Annotated in this window: 24 protein-coding genes; 10 read left to right on the forward strand and 14 right to left on the reverse strand. The window is 57.2% G+C overall.

Annotated elements, in window-relative coordinates; all coding sequences use genetic code 11:
• Positions 1-96 precede the first annotated feature (96 nt).
• From cobD to GOX61_RS11720, 3 genes are read left to right on the forward strand one after another with little or no spacing between them, the layout of a single operon-like run.
• A complete protein-coding gene (gene cobD / locus GOX61_RS11710; RefSeq protein WP_170333900.1) occupies positions 97-1062 on the forward strand; it encodes a threonine-phosphate decarboxylase CobD in 966 nt (321 codons plus the stop codon).
• Positions 1059-1979, forward strand: coding sequence for an adenosylcobinamide-phosphate synthase CbiB (cbiB, locus tag GOX61_RS11715; RefSeq protein WP_170333902.1), 921 nt, complete (start codon positions 1059-1061; stop codon positions 1977-1979). The genes cobD and cbiB overlap by 4 nt, the downstream gene beginning before the upstream one ends.
• A gap of 15 nt (positions 1980-1994) precedes the next feature.
• On the forward strand, positions 1995-3158 hold the full coding sequence (locus GOX61_RS11720; protein ID WP_170333904.1) for a lytic murein transglycosylase: 1164 nt from the start codon (positions 1995-1997) through the stop codon (positions 3156-3158).
• A gap of 49 nt (positions 3159-3207) precedes the next feature.
• Here the strand turns inward: GOX61_RS11720 and GOX61_RS11725 are convergent, their stop codons facing one another.
• The 5 genes from GOX61_RS11725 to GOX61_RS11745 all read right to left on the reverse strand — a co-directional run bounded on the left by GOX61_RS11725 (position 3208) and on the right by GOX61_RS11745 (position 9861).
• Positions 3208-4005, reverse strand: coding sequence for a class II glutamine amidotransferase (locus tag GOX61_RS11725; RefSeq protein ID WP_170333906.1), 798 nt, complete (start codon positions 4003-4005; stop codon positions 3208-3210).
• A gap of 192 nt (positions 4006-4197) precedes the next feature.
• Entirely contained in the window at positions 4198-4560 is a 363-nt protein-coding gene (locus GOX61_RS11730; RefSeq protein ID WP_170333908.1) for a hypothetical protein, read from the reverse strand.
• Positions 4561-4614: 54 nt separating this feature from the next.
• Complete coding sequence (locus tag GOX61_RS11735; protein WP_170333910.1) at positions 4615-8070, reverse strand: chromosome segregation SMC family protein; 3456 nt, start codon at positions 8068-8070, stop codon at positions 4615-4617.
• Positions 8071-8210: 140 nt separating this feature from the next.
• A complete protein-coding gene (locus GOX61_RS11740; RefSeq protein WP_170333911.1) occupies positions 8211-8618 on the reverse strand; it encodes a hypothetical protein in 408 nt (135 codons plus the stop codon).
• A gap of 43 nt (positions 8619-8661) precedes the next feature.
• Positions 8662-9861: a PLP-dependent aminotransferase family protein gene (locus GOX61_RS11745; protein ID WP_170333913.1), complete on the reverse strand. Its 1200-nt coding sequence runs from the start codon at positions 9859-9861 to the stop codon at positions 8662-8664.
• Between the two features lie 156 nt (positions 9862-10017).
• Here GOX61_RS11745 and GOX61_RS11750 point away from each other — a divergent pair, with 156 nt between their 5' ends.
• Together GOX61_RS11750 and GOX61_RS11755 are read left to right on the forward strand one after the other, a co-directional pair.
• Positions 10018-10788, forward strand: coding sequence for a FadR/GntR family transcriptional regulator (locus GOX61_RS11750; protein WP_170333915.1), 771 nt, complete (start codon positions 10018-10020; stop codon positions 10786-10788).
• On the forward strand, positions 10788-11291 hold the full coding sequence (locus GOX61_RS11755; RefSeq protein WP_170333917.1) for a metal-dependent hydrolase: 504 nt from the start codon (positions 10788-10790) through the stop codon (positions 11289-11291). The genes GOX61_RS11750 and GOX61_RS11755 overlap by 1 nt, the downstream gene beginning before the upstream one ends.
• A 94-nt stretch (positions 11292-11385) precedes the next feature.
• On the opposite strand, the gene GOX61_RS11760 is transcribed toward GOX61_RS11755, so the two are convergent.
• The 6 genes from GOX61_RS11760 to GOX61_RS11785 all read right to left on the reverse strand — a co-directional run bounded on the left by GOX61_RS11760 (position 11386) and on the right by GOX61_RS11785 (position 15053).
• Positions 11386-11946 (reverse strand): F0F1 ATP synthase subunit B, encoded by a 561-nt coding sequence (locus GOX61_RS11760; RefSeq protein ID WP_155142214.1) that lies wholly within the window; start codon positions 11944-11946, stop codon positions 11386-11388.
• A gap of 5 nt (positions 11947-11951) precedes the next feature.
• Positions 11952-12503 carry a F0F1 ATP synthase subunit B' gene (locus GOX61_RS11765; protein WP_170333920.1) on the reverse strand — a complete coding sequence of 184 codons (552 nt, stop codon included), beginning with the start codon at positions 12501-12503 and terminating at the stop codon, positions 11952-11954.
• Between the two features lie 86 nt (positions 12504-12589).
• Positions 12590-12814 (reverse strand): F0F1 ATP synthase subunit C, encoded by a 225-nt coding sequence (locus GOX61_RS11770; RefSeq protein WP_008755373.1) that lies wholly within the window; start codon positions 12812-12814, stop codon positions 12590-12592.
• A gap of 48 nt (positions 12815-12862) precedes the next feature.
• Positions 12863-13618, reverse strand: a complete 756-nt coding sequence (locus GOX61_RS11775; RefSeq protein ID WP_170333922.1) for a F0F1 ATP synthase subunit A — start codon at positions 13616-13618, stop codon at positions 12863-12865.
• Between the two features lie 2 nt (positions 13619-13620).
• Entirely contained in the window at positions 13621-13956 is a 336-nt protein-coding gene (locus GOX61_RS11780) for an AtpZ/AtpI family protein (RefSeq protein ID WP_170333924.1), read from the reverse strand.
• Positions 13957-14141: 185 nt separating this feature from the next.
• A complete protein-coding gene (locus tag GOX61_RS11785) occupies positions 14142-15053 on the reverse strand; it encodes a DMT family transporter (protein WP_170334390.1) in 912 nt (303 codons plus the stop codon).
• A gap of 84 nt (positions 15054-15137) precedes the next feature.
• Between GOX61_RS11785 and GOX61_RS11790 the strand changes: the two genes are divergently transcribed.
• Entirely contained in the window at positions 15138-15482 is a 345-nt protein-coding gene (locus GOX61_RS11790) for an ArsR/SmtB family transcription factor (protein WP_170333925.1), read from the forward strand.
• Here GOX61_RS11790 and GOX61_RS11795 read toward each other — a convergent pair.
• Together GOX61_RS11795 and GOX61_RS11800 are read right to left on the reverse strand one after the other, a co-directional pair.
• Positions 15479-16399 (reverse strand): DMT family transporter, encoded by a 921-nt coding sequence (locus tag GOX61_RS11795; protein ID WP_170333927.1) that lies wholly within the window; start codon positions 16397-16399, stop codon positions 15479-15481. The genes GOX61_RS11790 and GOX61_RS11795 overlap by 4 nt on opposite strands.
• Complete coding sequence (locus tag GOX61_RS11800) at positions 16396-17274, reverse strand: LysR family transcriptional regulator (protein ID WP_170333929.1); 879 nt, start codon at positions 17272-17274, stop codon at positions 16396-16398. The genes GOX61_RS11795 and GOX61_RS11800 overlap by 4 nt, the downstream gene beginning before the upstream one ends.
• 117 nt (positions 17275-17391) lie before the next feature.
• Between GOX61_RS11800 and GOX61_RS11805 the strand changes: the two genes are divergently transcribed.
• Both GOX61_RS11805 and GOX61_RS11810 read left to right on the forward strand, forming a co-directional pair.
• Positions 17392-17973 carry an FMN-dependent NADH-azoreductase gene (locus tag GOX61_RS11805; protein WP_170333931.1) on the forward strand — a complete coding sequence of 194 codons (582 nt, stop codon included), beginning with the start codon at positions 17392-17394 and terminating at the stop codon, positions 17971-17973.
• A gap of 73 nt (positions 17974-18046) precedes the next feature.
• Positions 18047-18787 carry an aspartate/glutamate racemase family protein gene (locus GOX61_RS11810; protein ID WP_170333933.1) on the forward strand — a complete coding sequence of 247 codons (741 nt, stop codon included), beginning with the start codon at positions 18047-18049 and terminating at the stop codon, positions 18785-18787.
• Between the two features lie 5 nt (positions 18788-18792).
• Here GOX61_RS11810 and GOX61_RS11815 read toward each other — a convergent pair whose 3' ends face one another.
• The gene (locus GOX61_RS11815; protein WP_170333934.1) at positions 18793-19323 is read right to left on the reverse strand and encodes a prolyl-tRNA synthetase associated domain-containing protein; all 531 of its coding nucleotides are present in this window, start codon (positions 19321-19323) and stop codon (positions 18793-18795) included.
• 88 nt (positions 19324-19411) lie between these two features.
• Here GOX61_RS11815 and GOX61_RS11820 point away from each other — a divergent pair, with 88 nt between their 5' ends.
• Together GOX61_RS11820 and ffh are read left to right on the forward strand one after the other, a co-directional pair.
• Positions 19412-19930 carry a hypothetical protein gene (locus GOX61_RS11820; RefSeq protein WP_155142198.1) on the forward strand — a complete coding sequence of 173 codons (519 nt, stop codon included), beginning with the start codon at positions 19412-19414 and terminating at the stop codon, positions 19928-19930.
• A 160-nt stretch (positions 19931-20090) separates the two neighbouring features.
• Entirely contained in the window at positions 20091-21596 is a 1506-nt protein-coding gene (gene ffh / locus GOX61_RS11825; RefSeq protein WP_170333936.1) for a signal recognition particle protein, read from the forward strand.
• Positions 21597-21623 lie beyond the last annotated feature (27 nt).

Raw genomic sequence — 21623 nt, forward strand, 5'->3', positions numbered from 1 at the left:
TGCCTGTCACGGGCTCGGATCACGCGGATTTGCTTGTATAAATGGCAAAAATCCGCTTGAAGCGGGCTGAAACACGCGATTCCGGCAGAGATCCAGATGGCAAGACAAAGCGACGAATTGAACCCGCGGGCCGCACGCGACCATGGTGGGGGTCTGGATGGTGCTATCCGGAACTATGGCGGCACCCGATCGGACTGGATCGACTTGTCCACTGGCATCAATCCGCATCCATATGAAGTTTCAGGTCTGGAACCTTCGGACTGGATGGAACTGCCGGATCATGGCGCTTTTGAAAGGCTGGCAGACGCTGCTCGTCAGTTCTGGTCTGTTCCGGACGAGGCCATGATCCTGCCTGCGCCAGGGGCCTCAGCTCTCATTGCCAGGATTCCCGCGCTCGCCCGAACAGGTCGGGTGCAAATCACGATGCCCACATATAACGAGCACGCCGCCGCCTTTAATGCGCAAGGCTGGTCCGTGCAGGAAAACGCTCCGGCAGAGGCCCGGGTGATCGTGCATCCCAACAATCCCGACGGCCGCATCTGGCGTGAGTGTGATGTTGATGCCCCGTTGACCGTGATCGATGAGAGTTTTTGCGACGTCACCCCCGATGCTTCTCTGATCCACCTCGCGGGTCACCCCGGTGTCGTCGTGCTCAAGAGCTTTGGAAAGTTCTGGGGACTGGCGGGGCTGAGGCTGGGCTTTGCAATCGGTCACCCCAATCTGATTAGCAAGCTTAACGATCTGACAGGTCCCTGGTCCGTCTCAGGCCCTGCCCTGCGGATCGGGACACGTGCATTGCGGGATATTGATTGGGCCGATGCCACCCGCCGAAATCTGGCCAATGAAGCAAGCAAACTAGACGCTCTGCTCACCCGAAAGGGAGCGTCTCTGGTCGGCGGCACCAGCCTGTTCCGACTTTATGAGGTCGACGATGCTGCAGAATGGCAAGACCGATTGGCAAAAGCACATATCTGGAGCCGCATCTTCCCCTACTCCCAAACCTATTTGCGCCTTGGCCTGCCCCCCGCAGGTGGCTGGGATCGGTTGGAGGCAGCGCTTTGAGCACCGCGCTGTTGCTGGTTTGTGCCATGTGTCTGGACGCAGCTTTGGGTGAGCCTGACTGGCTCTGGTCCCGCGTTCGCCATCCAGCCGTGGTAATAGGCAATGCGATTGGCTGGCTTGACAAACGCTTGAACACAGGGTCGCAGCGGCGCCTCAAGGGTGTATTCACGGTCACGCTTCTGGTTCTTGCAGCCTTTGCCGCTGGCAAGCTGCTTTCTTTGCTCGGCCCGATTATCGAAATCGCTGTCTGCGCCATCCTCCTTGCACAGAAATCGCTGGTTACTCATGTCCGGGATGTCGGCGAAACACTACGGCAGTCTTTGCCTGCAGGGCGTACCATGGTTGCTCGCATCGTTTCGCGCGATACCACTGAAATGACCGAAGCGCAGGTTGCCCGTTCCGCCATCGAAAGTGCGGCTGAAAATCTGAGTGACGGCGTCATTGCGCCCGCGTTCTGGTTCTTGATTGCGGGTTTGCCAGGGTTGCTGATCTACAAGGCCGTCAATACGGCCGACAGCATGATTGGCTACCGCAACGAGAAGTACCTTGAATTCGGCTGGGCCTCAGCCCGGCTTGATGATTTGCTAAATCTGATCCCGGCAAGACTGACCTGCGTGATGATCATCGCGCTATCCGGTCAATGGTCTCGTTGGGCAGAAATGGTCGTCGATGCGCGTCGCCATATTTCACCCAATGCAGGCTGGCCTGAAGCCGCCATGGCCCGCGCCTTGGGCATCGCCTTAGCAGGCCCTCGCAGTTATGACGGGCAGATTCGCGATCTGGCCTGGGTGAACGGTGATGCGCGTCGGGAAATCGGCGCATACGAGGTTTTCCGCGCATGTACCATGTTGTGGAAGGTTTGGGGGCTTGCGCTTGGCGTCTTGTCGGTGTGGGTTGTCGTCAACTTTTTCTTTTGAAGGACCTGCTCGTCCATGCGTATTCTCTCTGGCCTTGTCGCTGCTACTCTTTTTGCCTCCCCCGCCTTTGCTCAGTGCGGTGGCGGTTTCAACTCCTTCGTCAAAGGTCTGAAGTCCGAAGCGGTCCAGCAAGGTTTTGACAAATCTACCGTGAACGCATTTTTCAAAGGCGTTCAACAAGATCCCAAAGTACTGCAGGCAGACCGTGCCCAAGGTGTTTTCCAAAAGCCGTTCATCGATTTCTCACGCCGCCTGATCTCGGCCAATCGCATTGAACGCGGCCAAGCCATGTCGCGCAAATACGATGCAGTGTTTGATCGGATCGAACGCGAATACGGAATCTCGCGCGGGGTGTTGCTGGCCTTTTGGGCCTTCGAAACCGACTACGGCGCTTTCCAGGGTGATTTCAACACGCGCAATGCTCTGGTGACGTTGGCCCACGATTGCCGACGTCCGGAATTGTTCCGACCGCAGATTTTTGCAGCGATCGAATTGTATCAGCGGGGTGATTTTGACCCGAACCGTACCACTGGGGCATGGGCTGGGGAAATCGGAATGGTGCAGATGCTACCGCGCGATATCCTCGAAAATGGCGTCGATGGTGACGGCGATGGCAAGGTCTCTTTGAAAACCTCAGCACCAGATGCGCTGATGTCCGGGGCAAAAATGCTGTCACATCTGGGATGGCAACCGGGTCAGCCTTGGCTGCAGGAGGTGACTGTACCGGATCAGATGGATTGGTCACTGTCGGGTCCGGGAAAACCGAGAGCGATTTCTGACTGGCAAGCCATGGGTGTTCAGGCGCGCAGCGGATCACTGGCCAATCTGCCAGCTTCTTTGATCCTGCCTCAGGGGCACAAGGGACCCGCCTTTCTGGCCTACCCAAATTTCGATGTCTATTTCGAATGGAACCAGAGCTTTGTTTATGTGCTGACCGCCGCCTATTTCGGCACTCGGTTGGAAGGCGCACAAGTTTATGACGCGGGCAATCCTGCCCCTGGCCTGTCTGGCGCTCAGATGAAGCAACTGCAAAGCAAACTGCAGGCACGCGGCTATGACGTCGGCAAAATCGACGGCATTCTGGGGGCCGGAACACGCGCTGCCGTTCAGTCGGAACAGTTGCGACTTGGCCTGCCAGCGGATGCTTGGCCCACTACGGATTTACTGAATCGGCTGTAAATCACTGGCATAGAACGTTCGCGCCATACGGACCCGCAACAGGTCTCAGCTAGGCGACATTTGCGTGATATTTCTGTGGAACTGGCTCAAACGGGTGCAGTCTAAGCGATTTGCCTCGGGTTTCGATCGCGGTGTTTGCCGGTATCTCAGTCCATTCTCCGCTATCAGCATCCAGTGGCTCGGACGAAATTATGATGCCGTCAGCGCATGCGCGATAGTGGAGGCTGGGTGCAAATCGGTCCGAGGCATATCGCGCAGCAAATACGCGTTCCCCATCCGACCAGCAGGCAGCGAACCGAAGGTAAGGTAGTGATCCGCGTTTCCGGGAAAGTGCCTCAACGCGTTCAACAGCGCGCACCATTGCCCCGATTGGATCGTCATCCAAGCCTTCACCATGCGCTATCAGAAAGATCGCTTCGCTTTCAGTTGCACCCAGCCTGTGCTGGTACAAGTCAGCTGGTATCATACCGTCCAGTTCTTGCCGGATACTCTCGTGCCCACCGGCCTGGCCGTTGTGCATGAAGCTCCACTTTCCATAGCCAAACGGATGGCAGTTGTTTCGAGATGTGGCAGTCCCGGTTGAAGCACGCACATGGGCCAGAAACAGTGGCGACTGCGTATGGTGCGTCAGCTGTTTCAGATTGGCGTCAGACCACGCTGGGTTGGTGTCTTTGTAGAAGCAGGGCGTGCCACGTTCCGAATACCAGGCAAGGCCGAAACCATCTGCGTTGATCGGAGTCTTCCCAATAAGTGCATTGCGGCTTTGCATGACCAAGGATTGCTCCTGATTCAGCACTAACTCATCCAAATAACGTTTAGCGCCGACCCAAGCTAAAAAACGGCACATCTACTCTGACCTTTTATTCTCTGTTATTGCTGTCAGGAATTTATCGTCAGAGGCATCAATATATACCCCATTTATTCGCTTATTTGTTGCGTTTCACCGATCAATTGACACACATTATGTCAACTGGTCGTTCAAACACTTGGTGCAAACTTAAGTATGCTCGGCTTTTAAACGGCGCCCTTAAGACCGATTTCAATCGGGGCGCACCGGATAGCGTTCGCCTTTTTCGTTGATCAGTATCAAGCGATCACCACTGCGCACATACAAATCACAGCGGCTGAGACCATTACGATAATCAACACAAACACTGCCGTCCTCGGCAATGCGATAAGTACCGAATGCGGTTCCGCCACCATTCGTCTCCGAATAGGTATAGGAGTAAGCTCCACCAGTAGAATAACGGGATTGCCCATCGTCATAGAAGGTGAACGTCTGGCCCGCCAATGCATCCAGTTCCTGTTGATTCAGCGGCACATCGCCCGGTTTAGTTGCCCATTCAGCAGCCCAAAGCGGAGTTGAAATACAAGTCACAAGGATCAGAAACAGTCGTGTCATGCAGCCACATTATCCCGCAGCGCCTTAAAACCCTCATAACGTTGCAGTGAGCGGTCAGGCGACCATCTGCTCGGCCTTTTTCAGATCAACCGAGACGAGCTGGCTGACGCCCTGCTCCTGCATGGTAACACCAAACAGCCGATCCATTCGGGCCATGGTCACCGCATGGTGGGTGATGATCAGGAACCGCGTGTCGGTCTGACGGCACATCTCGTCCAGCAGATCACAGAAGCGCGTGACGTTGGCGTCATCCAGCGGCGCGTCGACCTCGTCCAAAACACAAATCGGAGCGGGGTTGGCAAGGAAAACTCCAAAGATCAGTGCCGTCGCGGTCAGGGTCTGCTCCCCACCCGATAGCAGGCTCAGCGTCGAGAGCTTTTTACCCGGAGGCTGACACATGATCTCAAGGCCCGCATCCAGCGGGTCATCGCTTTCGACCATGACAAGATTGGCCTCGCCACCGCCAAACAGGTGCTTGAACAGCATTGCAAAGTTCGAGTTCACCTGTTCGAACGCAGTCAACAGACGCTCGCGACCTTCGCGGTTTAGGCTGGCGATACCGCTGCGCAGGGCCTTGATCGCCTCTTCCAGATCGGACTTTTCGCTGTTGAGCGTATCGAATTCTTCCTGAACCTCCTTGGCATCCTCTTCGGCGCGCAGGTTGACCGCACCCATCGCATCACGCTGGCGCTTATGGCGGTTCACCTCAGCCTCAAGCGTGTCCGCAGCAGGCATTTGATCAGGATTAACATCCAATTGGTTCAGCAATTGGTTTGGTGTCAGTTGCTGATCTTCTGCAATGCGCTCGGCTGCAGCGACAACACTTTCTTTGGCTGCATCACAACGCGCCTCGGCAGCCGCTCGCGTTTCGCGTGCTTCGGATGCTAGGCGTTCTGCCTCACGCTCGGCCAGTACAACCTCACGCTGTTGGGTTTCTGCCTCGGCCAGCCTGTCCGCTGCCTCTGCACGGCGCGCCTCGGCAGTTTCGATCAGCTCATTCAGTTCTTCGCGCGCTTCAACAATCTCACCGGGCGCGGCCATGGCTTCGGTCAGTTCTTCTTCTGAACTTTCCTTGCGTTCAGCCAATTCCGATATACGCTTTTCAGCAGTTTCCAGACGGTGCCGCCAACCGCTGAGATCCTTGGTGACCTCTTGAGTTCGCCGGGTACGCGCATCACCTTCGCGACGCAGCTCGTCGTGGGTCGAACGATGGGTCAGCATTGTAATCCGCGCTGCTTCAACCGTTTGCTTGATATCCTCGACCTGCGCGCGGGCGCTATCCAGATCACCCAGCCCGGTCAGCGCACCTTCGGCCTCGCGCAGCTGAGCGCGAGCAGACATGGCATCTTCCTTGTGGCGATCCACGGCCAGAGACAGGGTTTCCAGCTTGCCCTGTGCCAGATTGCGGTCGGCTTCAGCCCGGCTGAGTTGGCGCGCGGTTTCGGCCATGCGCTGATCGGCAGCACGACGCGCTTCGCGTGCACGACGATCGGCTTCGGTCACATCCGCCAGTTGCTGTGACAACGCCTCATGCGCGGCGCGTGCACCATCAGCTTGCGCTTCGGTACGCGTCAGTTCCTGTTTCAGCGCTTCCAGCTTGTTGAGCTGCTCCAGCCGCAGGGCGGCAGCGCTTGGCGCATCTTCAGCCCATGCGCGGAAACCATCCCAGCGCCACAGATCGCCCGAGCGCGACACCAACCGTTGACCGGGTTTCAGCGACGCTTGCAACCGCGCGCCTAGATCGGCATCAACCAACCCGATCTGTGCAATCCGACGACTCAGACGGTCCGGTCCAGAGACGTGCAACGCCAGTGGTTCGGCGCCCTCGGGCAGAGGTTGATCGCTGTCATATCCAGCCACCTGCACCCAGCCCGAAGGGCCATCCCCTTCGACCAGAGGCGCACGCAGATCGTCGGCCAGTGCAGCCCCAAGCGCCTTTTCATAACCGGGCGCCACACGCAGCAGGTCAAGCACCTGCCCACCCTCGGCCGTATCCCGTTCAACCAGTTTAGCCAGCGCCGTTGTCTCGGCTCGGATGGCGCCCAGTTCACCTTCTGCCTCAGAGCGTTGTGCCCGGGCTTCGGCTTCGCGCGCCTGTGTTTCATTGCGCAGCTCATCGGCAGCGGCCAGCGCTTCTTCGGCAGCTTCAGCAGCCTCGCGCGCCTCTTCCTCGGCTTCCTGAGCAGTTTCAAAGGCTTCGCTGGTACGGGTCAGCGCTCCGCGCGCCTCCTCCACCGCCGAACGGGCTTTCTCCTCTTCACCTTCAGAACGCGCTAGTGTCTTGCGACTATCCTCGACCAACCGTTGCGCAGACTGATGGCGCGCAACGAGGCGGGCCATATCCTCGGTTTCCTGCGACAGGTGATCTTCACGATCCTGCAAAACCGAGGCAGCTTCGCGGGCAATTTCGGCGGCCTCAGCTACCTTGTCCTCGTGACCTTCGGCAGCTTTGGCCAGTTCGCGGGCTTCCCATTCCAGTCGTTCGATCATCTGCCCGGCGTCCCGGTTCAGGCCAGTCTCACGCTCGATGTCGTTGCCAAGCTGCTGAATACGATTGGTCAGCGTTTCTATGGTCTGGCGCGCGCGGGTTTCCTGATCGGCCAGTGCATCACGCTGAACCTGCTGGCGTTGCAGGACCGCGGCGGCGATAGCCTCTTCTTCGCGCAAGGGCGGCAGGGTTTCCTCAATCTCAGCGCGCTTCGCCGCTGCCGCTCTTGCTTCGGCCTCAGCGCGCGATGCTTCGGTGATCCGTTCGCGCAGTTTTTCTTCGGCCTGCTGGCGGGCAATGTCGGCCTCTTTCCAGCGACGATAAAGCAGCATGCCCTCGGCTTGGCGCAGTTGCTCGCCTATCTCGCGATAACGTGCAGCCTGACGGGCCTGACGCGCCAATTGCGCCAGCTGTGTCCCGAGTTGTTCGAGAACGTCATCAACGCGCGTCAGGTTGGACTCAGTGCCCTTTAACTTCAGTTCGGCCTCGTGCCGACGTTGGTAGAGGCCCGAGATACCGGCCGCTTCTTCCAGAATACGCCGACGGGCGCGTGGCTTGGCGTTGATCAGTTCCGCAATACGGTTCTGTCCTACCAACGCGGGTGAATGCGCGCCGGTCGACGCATCCGCGAACAACATCTGCACATCACGGGCCCGCACATCCTTACCGTTGGTCTTGTAGGCGCTGCCCACATCGCGGGTGATGCGCCGGACAATCTCAAGCTGGTCGCTGTCATTGAAGCCTGAAGGTGCCAGTCGCTCTGAATTGTCCATCGTCAGGACAACTTCGGCAAAATTCCGGGCAGGACGCGTGGCAGCCCCCGCAAAGATAACATCCTCCATTGCGCCACCGCGCATGGATTTGGGGCGGTTCTCACCCATCACCCAACGCAATGCTTCCAGAAGATTGGACTTGCCACAGCCGTTTGGCCCCACCACACCGGTCAACCCATCCGCGATGATCAGATCGGTCGGATCAACAAAGCTTTTAAAGCCGGTCAGTTTGAGTTTGCTAAAGCGCAATGGCCGTTTTTTCCGTGATTCCTACGTTCACGAAGTCTGCGCAAGGGATGGGGGACGAGTCAACGGAGTTACGCAGGATATGGGCCAGTGAGCCAAGTTATCCACAATATCTTGCCAAAACCGTGCGAAAATACGCGCATTCAGTAGGGCGTACATTCGAAAACCTGATAGCCTAAGTCACTGCCTGCATCTTCGTAGGTGCCATAGTCGATACATTCATAGTTTGGCGTCGAAATTGCCGTCAGCAGCAAGCGCTCCCCTGCCGCACGATCACAACCAAGTACACCAACCGTAACTGCGGCATCGCCCAACACGTCGAGAATGGGACAGCCCGAAACCTGCGCCATCGCAAGTGCCGCCCGATCGCGGATCGGCCCGAGGCGTGGGGCATATTGTGTGTTTACCCGCACAGCTTCGGCCAATTCACTTCGAACCCGCACGTCAAACACGCTGCCGTTCACAGCAACACGCGTAGCGGGTACCCCTCGGAAATGAGGTGTACCCGCAGAGCAAGCTGCCAACATCAGAAGGGCCAGGTACCGGATCATGCCGCAGCTTTGCGACAATTTGGTTAACAGATCCTTTCCGGATTCAGCGGCACAACACTTCTCCCAACCGGCGAATGCCCTCTCGGATTGTGTCCTCGTCAGAGTTTGAGAAACTCAGCCGAATGGTATTTGCGCCCGTTTCATCAGGGAAAAAGGCCTGCCCGGGCACGAATGCCACTTTGACAGTTTCGAGCGCTCTGGACAGCAAATCAGCGCCATCCATACCCGAAGGCAAAGTGATCCAAACAAACATACCACCCTCTGGTTTGGTCCATTGAACCTCCTTCGGCATATACTCTTCCAATGCTGCCAACATCGCATCACGCCGGACGCCGTAGACGTTTCTGAGCATTGGAATGTGGGTATCAAAGCTTGCCCTCGCGACCTGATAGACCGCCATCTGGTTGATCGTAGCGGAGTGCAGATCAGCCGCCTGCTTCATCAAAACCAGTTGAGAGATAATTGGCTTGGCTGCCACGACCCAGCCGACCCGCAATCCCGGCGACAGGGTCTTGGAAAAGCTGCCGCAATAGATGGTGCGACAGCTCTCAAGCGATCCTTTGCGCGCCAGTTCCAGACTAAGGATCGGCGGGATCGCTTCACCTTCGTAGCGAAGCGCTTGATAAGCACCATCCTCGATGATGGCGCAATCCAGCTCTTCTGCCAGATCGAGCAGGGCCTCCCGTCCTCGCAGATCAACGGTTTCGCCGGTCGGGTTCGCGAAATCCGGGGAGAGATAGGCAAACTTGACCGCCCCCTCACCTGCCCCGGACCGATACTCTGCCGCACCTCGGTTGCCATTTATGCTGATCCGGTCAAATCGGGGCTCATAGGCGTTGAAGGCCGCCAATGCCCCCAAATAGGTCGGCCAACCCACAAGCGCGGTATCACCGGGAGAAAGATAAAGCTTACCGAGATAGTCGAGCGCTTGCTGTGATCCCGAAGTGATCAGCACATTGTCGATGTCACATTCCACACCAATCTGGCGCATGTGCTCAGCGATCCATTCGCGCAGTGGAACATATCCCTCACTCACAGAATACTGCAGTGACTGGGCCTGTTGATCCACCCCAAGTGCCACCTGAAAAGCGTTTGCAAATCCTTCCACTGGAAACAGCGCCGGATCGGGGATGCCTCCTGCAAATGAGATAATCCCGGGCTGATCGAGTAGCTTAAGCAATTCTCGTATCTCGGATGCCTTCATTCGAGATGCACGGGTGGCGAACAGGTGATGCGTTGACATGAGCTTCCTCCGAACTCTGCTCAGCGCAGCCTATGCCGACACAATTTAATGTCAATATTTCTGACCTAATATTTCAATGAACTTGAATGATGCAGTTTCTTGAAGCAGGCTGGTTTACGTGGTCATATGATTTGACCAATTTAGAACGACACAGTCATGCCCTTTCAAAAAGTTCAGACCGAAAAGCTGTCTCTGGCCGTTGTCCGCCAGATCGAATTACTCATTCTGCGCGGCATTCTGCGCCCGGGTGAACGCCTGCCCTCGGAACGAGAACTGGCCGAACGCATGGGTGTATCACGACCATCATTGCGAGAAGCGATTTCGGAGCTTCAGGAACAGGGGCTGCTGACCGCCAAGGCAGGATCTGGCATCTATGTCGCAGAGGTGCTGGGCTCGGCATTTTCGCCAGCGCTGATCCAGTTGTTCAGCAGCCATGATGAAGCTGTATTCGATTATCTGTCGTTTCGCCGGGATATGGAGGGATTGGCAGCAGAGCGGGCGGCTAGGCTAGGATCAGACAGTGATCTTAAGGTTATTCAGACGATCTTTGAAAAGATGAAGGCCGCCCATGATCGCAACGCAGCCGAGGAAGAAGCACATCTGGATGCCCAGTTTCACATGGCGATCATCGAAGCCAGCCACAACGTCGTCATGCTGCATATGATGCGATCCATGTTCGATCTGCTACGCCAAGGTGTTTTCTACAACAGACAGATGATGTTCCAGCAACGCACAACCAGAGACTCGATTCTGGATCAGCATCGGGCCATCAATTCTGCGCTGCAGGCGCGCGATCCTCAGGGGGCCCGGAAAGCGGTGCAGCAACACCTGAGTTTTGTCGAGCGATGTATGGAGGATCAGCAGAAGGCACTGAGGAACGAAACCATCGCCCAGCAGAGACTGGCGCATGAAACCGGTCAAAACTGATGTTTATCGGCCACCTGCCGGGTGCCTATCTGATTTTCAGAACAGCGACACCTGATGTCGGAAAATTGGCATTCGCCGCAGGAATGCTGGGCGCAGTTGCGCCTGATCTGGACATGCTTTGGTTTTATCTGGTGGATAACCGCGCCCACCATCATCACGCCTATCTGACCCATCGACCTGTCGTTTGGGTCGCTATATTGTTTGCTGGACTTGCGCTACGGCTTTTCCACCCTAAGGCGGGTACCTTACTCGCATTTTTCGGTGCTGGTGGAGTTGTTCATATGGCGCTGGATTCCATCGTCGGCAAAATCGCATGGGCCTGGCCATATTCGGACTACTCGCAGCCGCTTGTTGTCGTGCAGGCAACCAATTCACACTGGATTCTGTCTTTTCTGAACCACTGGACCTTTGCAGTTGAGCTCGCAATCACAGCCCTTGCAATAGCGCTATGGCTCTGGCGCAGGCGTAACTCAACCTGCGTACAATCCAGTGATAATGGCTGATGGAGTAGATGTGCTTCAGATATGAAGGCTTTGCGAGAGTTTGATCGCCTCTCAGAATTCAGACCCGGCAGCGGAACCACCGGGTCAGAAACTTTTAGTGCAGCTTTTCACCGACGTCGGCAATTGCCGCATCGATCAGCTTGTTCGCCTGAGTAGCAGTCATCTGCTTTGCCAGCACTTCGTTGGCTGCCGATACTGCTACGGTCACGGCCTGATCGCGCACTTCTTTGACAGCCGAAGCTTCTGCAGACGCGATCTGATCCTGCGCAGCAGCCAAGCGGCGTGCGATGGAGTTTTCCAGATCGGCTTTGGCCTGCTCGGCGGCCAGTGCAGCATCTTCCTTGGCAGCAGCGACAATCGCGTCTGCCTGACCTTGTACTTCACGCTGCTTGCGCTCGTACGAAGCCAGAAGGCTGCGGGCTTCTTCGTGCAGGGCACGAGCTTCGTCCAGTTCGGCTTTAATGCCTTCGGCACGGTTATCCAGCGCGCCACCGATCATCGACGGCACCTTGAAGTAGAACAAAACCGCGATGAAAACGATAAAGCCCAGCGTGACAACGAAGTCGGTGTTGCCAAGCGAGAAGAACGGGCCGCTTGCGGCAAATGCCGGGCTGGCTGCGCCGATGGTCAGGATAAGGGCAAGAGTGTTCCGCATGTCACTTATCCTTTCGATTGCGCGTCTACGGCACTGGCGATGGCTTTGGCATCCGCCTCGCCGCCCAGCGCAGTAACCAGTTCAGCCGCCGTATCCTTGGCAACCACTTGAATGCTTTCCAGCGCACCGGCACGGATTTCGGCAATTGCCTTTTCCGATTCAGCCGCCTTTGCAGCGATTTCCGCGTCCGCCTTGGCAATCGCATCATCCAGACCTGCCTGGATTTCCGCACGTGCTTCGGCAGCGATACGCTGCGCTTCGGCACGGGCATCGGCCAGCGCCTTGTTATAGGCCTCTTCAGCCTCGACCGCCTTGGCCTTCAGATCTTCGGCCGCAGCCAGGTCATTTGTAATGGTCCCCTGACGTTCAGCCAGGATTGCCGCGATGCGAGGCAGAGCCACGCGAGACAGGACCAGAAAGATGACGACCAGCGTGATGACCAGCCAGAAAATCTGGTTGGGGAACCAATCGAAGCAGAGCTGTGGCATCCCGATGGCAGAGCCATAGGAGTCGACGCACGAGCCAGCTACCTCTTCTGTAAGGGGTTCAGTCGCCATGATATCCTCCGTCGGAAACTTGTCTTTACAACAGGTGGGCCGCTATGGCTTGGGCCCACCTGCGCGTAAGGATCAGGTTCCGCAGATTATACGGCGAACATCAGCAGCAGCGAGACCAGGAATGCGAAGATCCCCAGGGCTTCTGCGAACGCGATACCGATGAACAGGGTTGCGGTCTGCGAAGCAGCCGCCGAAGGGTTGCGCAGGGCGCCGGACAGGAAGTTGCCTGCAACGTTGCCCACCCCGATTGCGGCTGCGCCGGAACCGATTGCTGCCAGGCCTGCGCCGATGTGTGCGAGATCGCCTTCCATGATGTATCTCCTTACGAATTGGAAGTTTCGATGTTGGGGTATCAGACCTTAGTGCGAAGGATGCAGCGCATCTTTCAGGTAAACACAGGTCAGAATGGTGAATACGTACGCCTGGATAAAGGACACGAGGACCTCAAGGCCGTACATTGCGGTGATCGCCAGAACGGACACGGGCGAGATCGCGGCGATTGCAGCAAAGCCTGCAAACACTTTGATAACAGCGTGGCCAGCCATGACGTTACCGGCAAGACGAATGGAGTGGCTGACCGGGCGTACGAAGTACGAGATCAGCTCGATGATCGCCAGAACCGGGCGCAGAGCCAGAGGCGCGCTGGAGACCCAGAACAGGCCCAGAAAGCCTGCGCCGTTCTTTACAAAGCCCAGCACGGTCACGGTCAGGAAGACCGACAGCGCCAGTGGGATTGTCACGGCGAAATGCGATGTGGTGGTGAAGGACATGGGGATCATGCCCAGGAAGTTCGCGCAGACGATGAACATGAACAGGGTCATGACATATGGGAAGTACTTGACGCCTTCCTTGCCGCAGATGTCTTCCAGCATCTTGTAGATAAAGCCGTAGGCCAGTTCGGCCACCGACTGCATACGGGTCGGAACGATGGCGCGCTTCGAAGTGCTGAGAACCAGCAGAGCGAAGATCGCAGCGATTGCCAGGAACAGCCACAGTGTAACGTTGGTCGGCGTGTACCACGCAATCTCACCGCCAAAGAGTGGTTTGACAATGAACTGGTCCATTGGGTGGAATACCAGGCTGCTGCCTTCTGCTGCGGTGGTCTCGGTCGCCACGTTCAGTCCCTCTCGTCTCGTTCGGCCTGCTCTTGGGCCGCCGTCTGTTTCTCCTGAACCTCTTTCGCGCTGCGGAGCATAACCTTCACGCCCGCGACAAGGCCCAGCAATGTGAACAGCACCAGAAATATCGGGATTGTCCCGAGCAGGCTGTCCAGCCCGTATCCGATGCCAAATCCGATCCCAAGACCGGAAACCATTTCGATGACCATCCTCCAGGCAAGCTCGCCACCGGACACGTCAGCATCTGCACGAGGCTTTGGCGCTTTGGCCTTTTTCGCCGCCGCAATCTTGGCCTCAAGCTGCGCCATACGCTGCTTTTGGTCATCATCGGTCACGGGCGGTTTCCTCGCACTGTCTTGAGGCTAGGTGCTAAGGGGCATGGGGCGCAGAGTCAACGCTATTGAGGTCGCAGTTCGAGATCGGTTAAGGCATTGTTTTATAAACTTTAATTACAACGCGCACCTGATGCGACCACAGAGTTAGACTGGCAAATTCGGCGATTGTAGCTAAATCCGCATATTCAACCTTTTGGTTGATCTTTGTATTCCCTATCCGCTTGCCAACGTCTGACAATGCGCCCATCGATCAGCAAAAGGCCCGCGAAAATGGCCGCCATGCCGACCAGATGCTCCGGCAAAAGTGTCTCCCCCAGAACAGATGTCCCGAGCACCAGCGCCGAGACCGGGGCGATCAGGGTGACTGTTGAGATATTGGTCGGTCCCACCTTTGGCAGCAGCCAATAAAACGCAATGAATGCCACCGAGGTCAGGACAAATCCGATCATCAGAAGTGAGGCCCAAGTCTCGGCACGCGTGATGTGCGGCAGTCCCTCCCGCCAAAGTGCCAGTGGGGCAATCGACAGCGTCGCGCCTGTTAGGGCAAGAGCCACCAGAACAACCGGCGGCATGTCCCGGAATGCGCGCGCGAAATTGAGAGAGAAAGCGTAGCAAACGGGTGCGAGCAGGATCAGCAGAATGGCCCAGAACTCGGACTTCGCACCCGACTGCAAGAGCGGCAGTGATAGAACGACGATACCGGTAAACCCGCAAACCACACCCAATGACTTGAGCAGTGTGGCCCGCTCACCTCCGGGCCAGAAATGCGAGACGATGACGGCAAAGGCTGGTGTTGTGGCATTAACAATACCGGCGACACCTGCGCCGATATGCTGCTGGCCCAGCGCATAAAACGCAAATGGCGCTGCGTAACTCAGCGCGCCAAAGCCCAACAGCCCCGCAGTTCGGCCAACGGTCAGATGGACCGGCAAACGCCTACCCAACACGTAAACCCAACACCCCAGCGCCCCAAAGCCCACGCGCCCCATCGAGACCGACAATGGCCCAAGCTCACGCAGCAAAATGGCGTTGAACATGAAGGACATGCCCCAGCCGATGCCAAGGACGCAGATCACCAGCCAGTATTTCAGTGGCATCGTCACGCCCCCCTCCAAGTTTCGGCGCAGCATGGCGTGGGCTCGGAAATTGTCAAACAGCTTCCTGCATATTAGGAAGGAGCCATGTCCAGCGATCTCGACACTGTATTCGCGGCCCTTGCCGACCCCACGCGCCGCACCATCCTGGCGATGCTGCTTGAGGATGACATGGCCGTCACTGATGTGGCTGAACCATTCGAGATGTCGCTAGCGGCGATCTCGAAACATCTGGTCATTCTGACCAAGGCCGGGCTTATTTCTCAGGAAAAGCGGGGCCGGGTGAAATGGTGCAAGCTGGAGCCCGACGCCCTGAGACAGGCTTCAGTTTGGATGCAGGGATTCGGACAATTTGAACCGGTGAATCTGGACGCCTTTGAACGCTTTCTCGAAACCGAAAACCTTGGGGAACAAGAAGGCAAACAATCCTAGCCTTCGCGACTGCGGGATCGATGCGCTGCCTGTCCTTCCTCTTCAGGCTTCAGCAGCATCAGCAACGCGATCACAGTCAATGCAACTCCGATCAGGATCATCCCGGTTGGGGCACCGTTTCCAAGTGCGATTTCCCACAGGATGACCCAACTGGGTGTCAGATAGGTATAGGCCATGACTTTCGCCGATGGCAGATAGAGCGTTGCGTATTGAAGCAGCACGAAAGTAGCGGCACTTGCAAAAATCGCCACGTAGAACAGCCCGATCCAGACAATCGGCGGAAGGTTCATCCAATCGGTTGCGCGAATGTCCGACCACCCGAACACCAAAAGAACTGCACATCCCGCCAATAGCATACCGAATGTAAAGACCACTGCTGGTTCTCCACGATTCAGTTTGCGTACCATAGGGGTGTAGATCGCATGCGCGACGCACCCCCAGAAATAGATGATCTCACCTTGACCGATCTCAAACGCGTGAAAGGCTTGCCAGTCTGCGCGGAAAATCACCCAGAGAGCCCCTACTGCCCCAACTAACAATGCCATGGCCATGTGAGAGGTCGTGACCTGCCGCAACAACATCCATCCGGCAATGGCAGATAGTATAGGCGTCAGAGTGAAGACGGCTGCAGCACTGACTGGCGGTGCAGTTTTCAGACCGTAGAACATCAGCACAAAGTAGGTCGCGAACAGCCCGCCGAGCACAAGATAGCGCCAGGGTGCTTTGGCCGCACTGCGCGGTATGCCAGTGGTGACCAGCGCAGCGACACCAATCACGACGGCAGCAATCGCAAATCGTGCAGCGTTTAGCGCGGCAGGTGCAATCTCGTTGGCGATCATTGAGCCAAGCGAAAAACTGCCCGCGACAAGTGCAGAAAAAGCCAACATGGCCAGATGGCCACGGGCCTGAGAACTCATGGCAGCCAATCCTTGGCCTGCTCTTTCAGGAACGTCAGGAACGCCTGGACCTTTGTTGTGCGGTGCAGATCGACATGTGTCACCAACCACAGTTTGCCTGACCATTCGGGCAACGGATCCATGACCTCTTCCAATTCCGGATGACGTGCGGCTTCCCAACGCGCCATAAATCCTATGCCGGCCCCGGCCCGAACCGCTTCAGCGCCAGTGAAATTGTTCGAGCAGCGGAAAGTGATCGCCTCGGCAGGTGCATTGGTGCGCAGCCACTGGGAAAACGGCGCACGGCTGTTTTCATCGTCATTGCCAACAAAGGCGTGGTTGGCAAAATCCTCGATGCCGGTTGGTTTTCCGCGACGGTCAATGTAGCCCTTGCTGGCATAGAGGCCCACCTCCTGCGAGACGAAGGGCTGCACAACATTATCAGGCTGATCCGGCGCAGCACCGGCGCGGATAGCCACATGTGCCTCACCATATTCCAGCCTGAACAACCGATCTCCGGTCAGATAACGCACGATAAGCTCGGGGTGGGTTTTCTGAAACTCGCTAAGTGTAGGCACGACTAATGGTGCCAACGATGCCAGTGATGTGACCACCAACTCTCCCGAAACATCGTCCCCACGTCCCTTCATCCGGCCGACAAGCTGATTGAACTGATCCTCGGTTGCCTGCGCAACACGCAACAGATCCTCTCCCGCTTCAGTTGGGGTGTATCCGCGGGCGTGACGCTGGAATAGCTTGACGCCTAAACGGGCCTCGATCGCGTCGATATGACGAATGACAGTGGCATGGTGCACACCCAATACTTCGGCCGCGCCACTAACAGTCCCCATCCGGGCCACCTGATAGGCGGTTCTTACCTCATCCCAGTTATCCATGATCACCACGACTGTGCAATTTCCAACAACTGATGTTGATATATCCGAGTTTTGTTCATCTACACAACATTCATATTGGAGGCAGAAGCAAAATCCCCGAACAAAGGACCTCAAGAAATGACCAAAACCATCCTGCACATTGATGCGTCCGCCCGTCGCACCGGCTCTGCAACGCGTGATCTCTCTGACCGCGTTGTCAAACATCTGGGTGCCAGTCGCATTATCCGCCGCGATCTGGCAACACCCTTGCCGCTGCTGACCGAAGACTGGATCGCGGCAAACTTTACCCCTGCGGACCAGCGTGATCCGCTGCAACGTGATCAACTGGCCCTGTCGGATGAACTGGTTCAGGAACTGCAGGAGGCTGACACAATCGTAATCGGCCTGCCGATCTACAATTTTTCGGTGCCCGCCGCATTCAAAGCGTGGATTGACCTTGTTGCCCGCGTCGGCCTGACCTTCAGCTACACCGAAAACGGGCCCAAAGGGCTGCTTGAAGGCAAGCGGGCAGTTCTGGCAATTGCCTCGGGTGGAACGGCCGTAGGGTCCGAAATTGACTATGCATCCGGTTACGCACGCCACGTGCTGGGCTTCATCGGAATTACAGATGTCGACGTCGTTGCGGCCGATCAAATGGCAATGGACCCTGAAAACACCCTCACCAACGCGCAAAAAGCAGTAGCAGAACTGGCCGCCTGATCCCCCTCTGGCCATATGCTGGCAAAACGTCCAATCTGCGCGGGAATCTATCTGGGCAGATTGGGCGGATCTCATGAAAAAGATCGGTATTCTGGGTGGTGTTGGTTGGGCATCTACAGTCGACTACTACAGAGCCATCGCTGAGGGAGCGAGCAAGCACTTTTCCGAACGCGGGCATGGATCACCGCTTCCTATCCCTCCTATGGCAATCGAATCCGTTGTGCAGGCGCATACTCGTGCACTACGTGGCACATCCGGCGAAGAAGACAGCTGGGCTGAATTCGATGCTGTTTTCCGGAAGGCGCTTCTGAATCTGGAACGCGCAGGCTGCGACTTTGCAATCATCGCATCGAACACGCCGCATGCCCGCCTGCATGCGATCAGACGTGGGGTTACCATGCCCATCCTCAGCATTTTCGATGCAACCGCAGACGCAACTGCTGACACAGGGGCTGAAAAGGCACTGGTTCTCGGAACCACAGTTACGATGCTGGCCAGCAACTATGCGGAGCGACTTGCGGTAGAGGAGATCTCTGCAAACGAACGCCTGCCTGACGATCAGATCGCAGAGATGCAGGCGATGATTGATACTGAGTTCTACGGCGGCGCCTCCAGGAACGCACGCCCTCGCCTGCTGGACTTCTGCAAACGCCATGCCAATCCGGGAACCGCCATTCTGTTGGCATGCACCGAATTACCGCTGGCTTTCCCGGATCATCTGGACGACCCGATCTTCGAAGCAGAGGGTTTCTTATTCGTGAACCCGTCAGCCGCGCATGTTGCAGCAGCACTTTCCGAAGCTCTGGCGGAGTGAACTCGTCACGGCAGCCAGGTCACCTCGCAATTGATACGCTCGAAGAAGGCTGTCAGGTCTTCACGCTTCATTGCAACGGTTCGATCATTGACCAGAGGGTGCATATAAATGACGTCGGCTTGCTGAGCGGCAGCATCCATGAAGAAGCGCACGTTGTTTTCAACACCGTTGATCATGGCCAAGGGGCTGACCGCGCCCGGACGGATACCGAGGTTTTGCATCAGTCGATCCGCTGACCCGAACGACAGGTTGCCGATCCCAAGCTCTGCACCCAGCGCCTTCAGGTCAATCTCGCGGCTCTGTTCCAGCGTGACCAGATAGTTCCGTTTTTTCTTGTCGCGCAGGTAGAGGTTCTTGAGCCGCAGAGCGTTTTCACCCGGCACCATGAACTGATCCTCGACCGCTTTGGAGTCTTCGACCGTGCGCAACGGGACATGGGTATGCAGAAGATAAGCCAATCCCCATTCATCCAGTCGCGCCAACAGCGCGTCAGAGCTGAGCGGCAAAGTATCCTGAAAAGCAGATGATGCGTCCATGGGAACCTCCTGTTTGGCGCGCTCATCGCGCAACACGCGGACGAATTCAAGCCACGACAGTGCCAGAATTCAGTGTTAGCGTGCCGCCATGAAAGTGACGCGTAACACACCCGACCAATTGATCCTGTCTAACACGCCCTGGTTTATCGGCATCTCACTGGTCTTTTTCATCCTTGCCTTTGTCGGCGCTGGCCTTTTCATGGCAACCGAAGGCGGCGAGGGCATTCTGTTTGGCCTCTTCTTTGCCGTGTTCGGTGGCGGAATGGGGATCGGCGCTTTCTGTGTCTTTGTGCGCCGCGTGCAGGTTATACTGGACCGCAACAGCAATAGCATTGTGATCCGCCGCCAATCGGTCTTTGGATATGACACTGTGGAACATGAGCTGTCGAACCTGTCTCATGCTGAGGTGGAAACCACCACCTCCCGCCGCGACAGGACCACGTCCAAGATGCATCGCCCCGTTCTGATCCTGGAAAAAGGCATGAGCGCGGGTCGCCACCCGATTGTCGAAGCTTATGTCAGCGGACATGGCGCGCAGCGGCTGGTCGACGCGGTCAATGACTGGCTACCCGCGCGCAAGGTTGACTCTGCCAGCCAATCGGCCTAAATCGCCGCAAACATCCGGAAGTGTCTGATCTTCCGGTCCCTTGAGTCGTTCAGGGATCGCCCCCCACCAGCGAGTTTCGCCCGTGGGGGCGTTTGTGCATTTAACCGACGTATCCTATCTAGGACGCGCCACCAGAAAACCGGCTAAGGAGGCCGAAGGCATGTTTGAAAATCTATCCGAACGCCTCTCTGGCGTCTTTGACCGGCTGACCAAACAGGGTGCTCTGTCCGAAGAAGACGTAAAGACCGCCCTTCGCGAAGTGCGCGTGGCCCTGCTTGAGGCCGACGTCTCGTTGCCGGTGGCCCGCGAATTCGTCAAGAAGGTACAGGATCAGGCCACTGGTCAGGCCGTGACCAAATCGATCACACCGGGCCAGCAGGTCGTCAAGATCGTGCACGACGCGCTGGTCGACGTGCTGCGTGGCGAAGAAGACCCCGGCAAGCTGAAGATCGACAACCCGCCCGCGCCGATCCTGATGGTCGGTCTGCAGGGCTCGGGTAAGACGACCACCACCGGGAAACTGGCAAAGCGCCTGAAAGAAAAAGAAGGCAAGAAGGTCCTTATGGCCTCGCTGGACGTCTACCGCCCGGCGGCGATGGATCAGCTGGCGGTTCTTGGCACGCAGGTTGGCGTTGATACGCTGCCGATCGTGCCAGGCCAGAAGCCTGTCGATATCGCCAAGCGCGCCAAGCAGCAGGCGACGCTGGGCGGCTATGACGTCTACATGCTCGACACGGCGGGCCGTCTGCACATCGACGAAGTGCTGATGGACGAGGTCGAGCAGGTCCGCAACGCGGTTGACCCGCGCGAAACCCTGCTGGTCGTCGATGGCCTGACCGGTCAGGTTGCCGTCGAGGTGGCCGAGGAATTCGACGCCAAGGTCGGCATCTCGGGCGTGGTCCTGACCCGGATGGATGGTGACGGCCGCGGTGGTGCGGCACTGTCGATGCGCGCGGTCACCGGCAAGCCGATCCGCTTTGTCGGTCTGGGCGAAAAGATGGACGCGCTCGAAACCTTCGAGCCGGACCGGATCGCCGGTCGTATTCTGGGCATGGGCGACATCGTTGCCCTGGTCGAAAAAGCTCAGGAAACGATGGAGATCGAACAGACCGAGCGCATGATGAAGCGCATGGTCAAGGGTCAGTTCAACATGAACGACCTGAAGATGCAGCTGGAACAGATGATCCAGATGGGCGGCATGCAGGGCATGATGGGCATGATGCCGGGCATGGGCAAAATGGCCAAGCAAATGGATCAGGCCGGGCTGGACGACAAGATCCTGCGCCAGCAGATCGCCATGATCCAGTCGATGACCAAACGCGAACGCGCCAACCCACAATTGCTGCAGGCCAGCCGCAAGAAACGTATCGCGGCGGGTTCTGGCATGGAAGTCAGTGACCTCAACAAGCTGCTCAAGATGCACCGGCAGATGTCGGACATGATGAAGAAGATGGGCAAGATGGGCAAAGGCAAGATGCTGAAACAGGCCATGAAAGGCATGTTCGGCAAAGGCGGCCCGTCGCCCGAGGAAATGGCCGCGGGTATGGATCCCAAAGCGTTGGAACAAGCGGCTAAGGCGATGGGCGGCAAGATGCCCGGTATGCCCGGAATGGGTGGCGGCATGGCCCTGCCCCCGGGCCTGAGCGGGTTCGGAAAGAAAAAGTGACGCCAGCACGCTGCACCCAGCCCCCGT

The sequence above is a fragment of the Ruegeria arenilitoris genome, assembly GCF_013030265.1.
GTDB lineage: Bacteria > Pseudomonadota > Alphaproteobacteria > Rhodobacterales > Rhodobacteraceae > Ruegeria > Ruegeria arenilitoris_E.

Bases quoted from the DNA above. Each gene is read 5' to 3' on its own strand.
- cobD (WP_170333900.1), top strand. From the start codon at position 97: ATGGCAAGACAAAGCGACGAATTGAACCCGCGGGCCGCACGCGACCAT.
- GOX61_RS11720 (WP_170333904.1), top strand. From the start codon at position 1,995: ATGCGTATTCTCTCTGGCCTTGTCGCTGCTACTCTTTTTGCCTCCCCC.
- GOX61_RS11725 (WP_170333906.1), bottom strand. From the start codon at position 4,005: ATGTGCCGTTTTTTAGCTTGGGTCGGCGCTAAACGTTATTTGGATGAG.
- GOX61_RS11730 (WP_170333908.1), bottom strand. From the start codon at position 4,560: ATGACACGACTGTTTCTGATCCTTGTGACTTGTATTTCAACTCCGCTT.
- GOX61_RS11740 (WP_170333911.1), bottom strand. From the start codon at position 8,618: ATGATCCGGTACCTGGCCCTTCTGATGTTGGCAGCTTGCTCTGCGGGT.
- GOX61_RS11745 (WP_170333913.1), bottom strand. From the start codon at position 9,861: ATGTCAACGCATCACCTGTTCGCCACCCGTGCATCTCGAATGAAGGCA.
- GOX61_RS11750 (WP_170333915.1), top strand. From the start codon at position 10,018: ATGCCCTTTCAAAAAGTTCAGACCGAAAAGCTGTCTCTGGCCGTTGTC.
- GOX61_RS11755 (WP_170333917.1), top strand. From the start codon at position 10,788: ATGTTTATCGGCCACCTGCCGGGTGCCTATCTGATTTTCAGAACAGCG.
- GOX61_RS11760 (WP_155142214.1), bottom strand. From the start codon at position 11,946: ATGCGGAACACTCTTGCCCTTATCCTGACCATCGGCGCAGCCAGCCCG.
- GOX61_RS11765 (WP_170333920.1), bottom strand. From the start codon at position 12,503: ATGGCGACTGAACCCCTTACAGAAGAGGTAGCTGGCTCGTGCGTCGAC.
- GOX61_RS11770 (WP_008755373.1), bottom strand. From the start codon at position 12,814: ATGGAAGGCGATCTCGCACACATCGGCGCAGGCCTGGCAGCAATCGGT.
- GOX61_RS11785 (WP_170334390.1), bottom strand. From the start codon at position 15,053: ATGCCACTGAAATACTGGCTGGTGATCTGCGTCCTTGGCATCGGCTGG.
- GOX61_RS11790 (WP_170333925.1), top strand. From the start codon at position 15,138: ATGTCCAGCGATCTCGACACTGTATTCGCGGCCCTTGCCGACCCCACG.
- GOX61_RS11795 (WP_170333927.1), bottom strand. From the start codon at position 16,399: ATGAGTTCTCAGGCCCGTGGCCATCTGGCCATGTTGGCTTTTTCTGCA.
- GOX61_RS11800 (WP_170333929.1), bottom strand. From the start codon at position 17,274: ATGGATAACTGGGATGAGGTAAGAACCGCCTATCAGGTGGCCCGGATG.
- GOX61_RS11805 (WP_170333931.1), top strand. From the start codon at position 17,392: ATGACCAAAACCATCCTGCACATTGATGCGTCCGCCCGTCGCACCGGC.
- GOX61_RS11810 (WP_170333933.1), top strand. From the start codon at position 18,047: ATGAAAAAGATCGGTATTCTGGGTGGTGTTGGTTGGGCATCTACAGTC.
- GOX61_RS11815 (WP_170333934.1), bottom strand. From the start codon at position 19,323: ATGGACGCATCATCTGCTTTTCAGGATACTTTGCCGCTCAGCTCTGAC.
- GOX61_RS11820 (WP_155142198.1), top strand. From the start codon at position 19,412: ATGAAAGTGACGCGTAACACACCCGACCAATTGATCCTGTCTAACACG.
- ffh (WP_170333936.1), top strand. From the start codon at position 20,091: ATGTTTGAAAATCTATCCGAACGCCTCTCTGGCGTCTTTGACCGGCTG.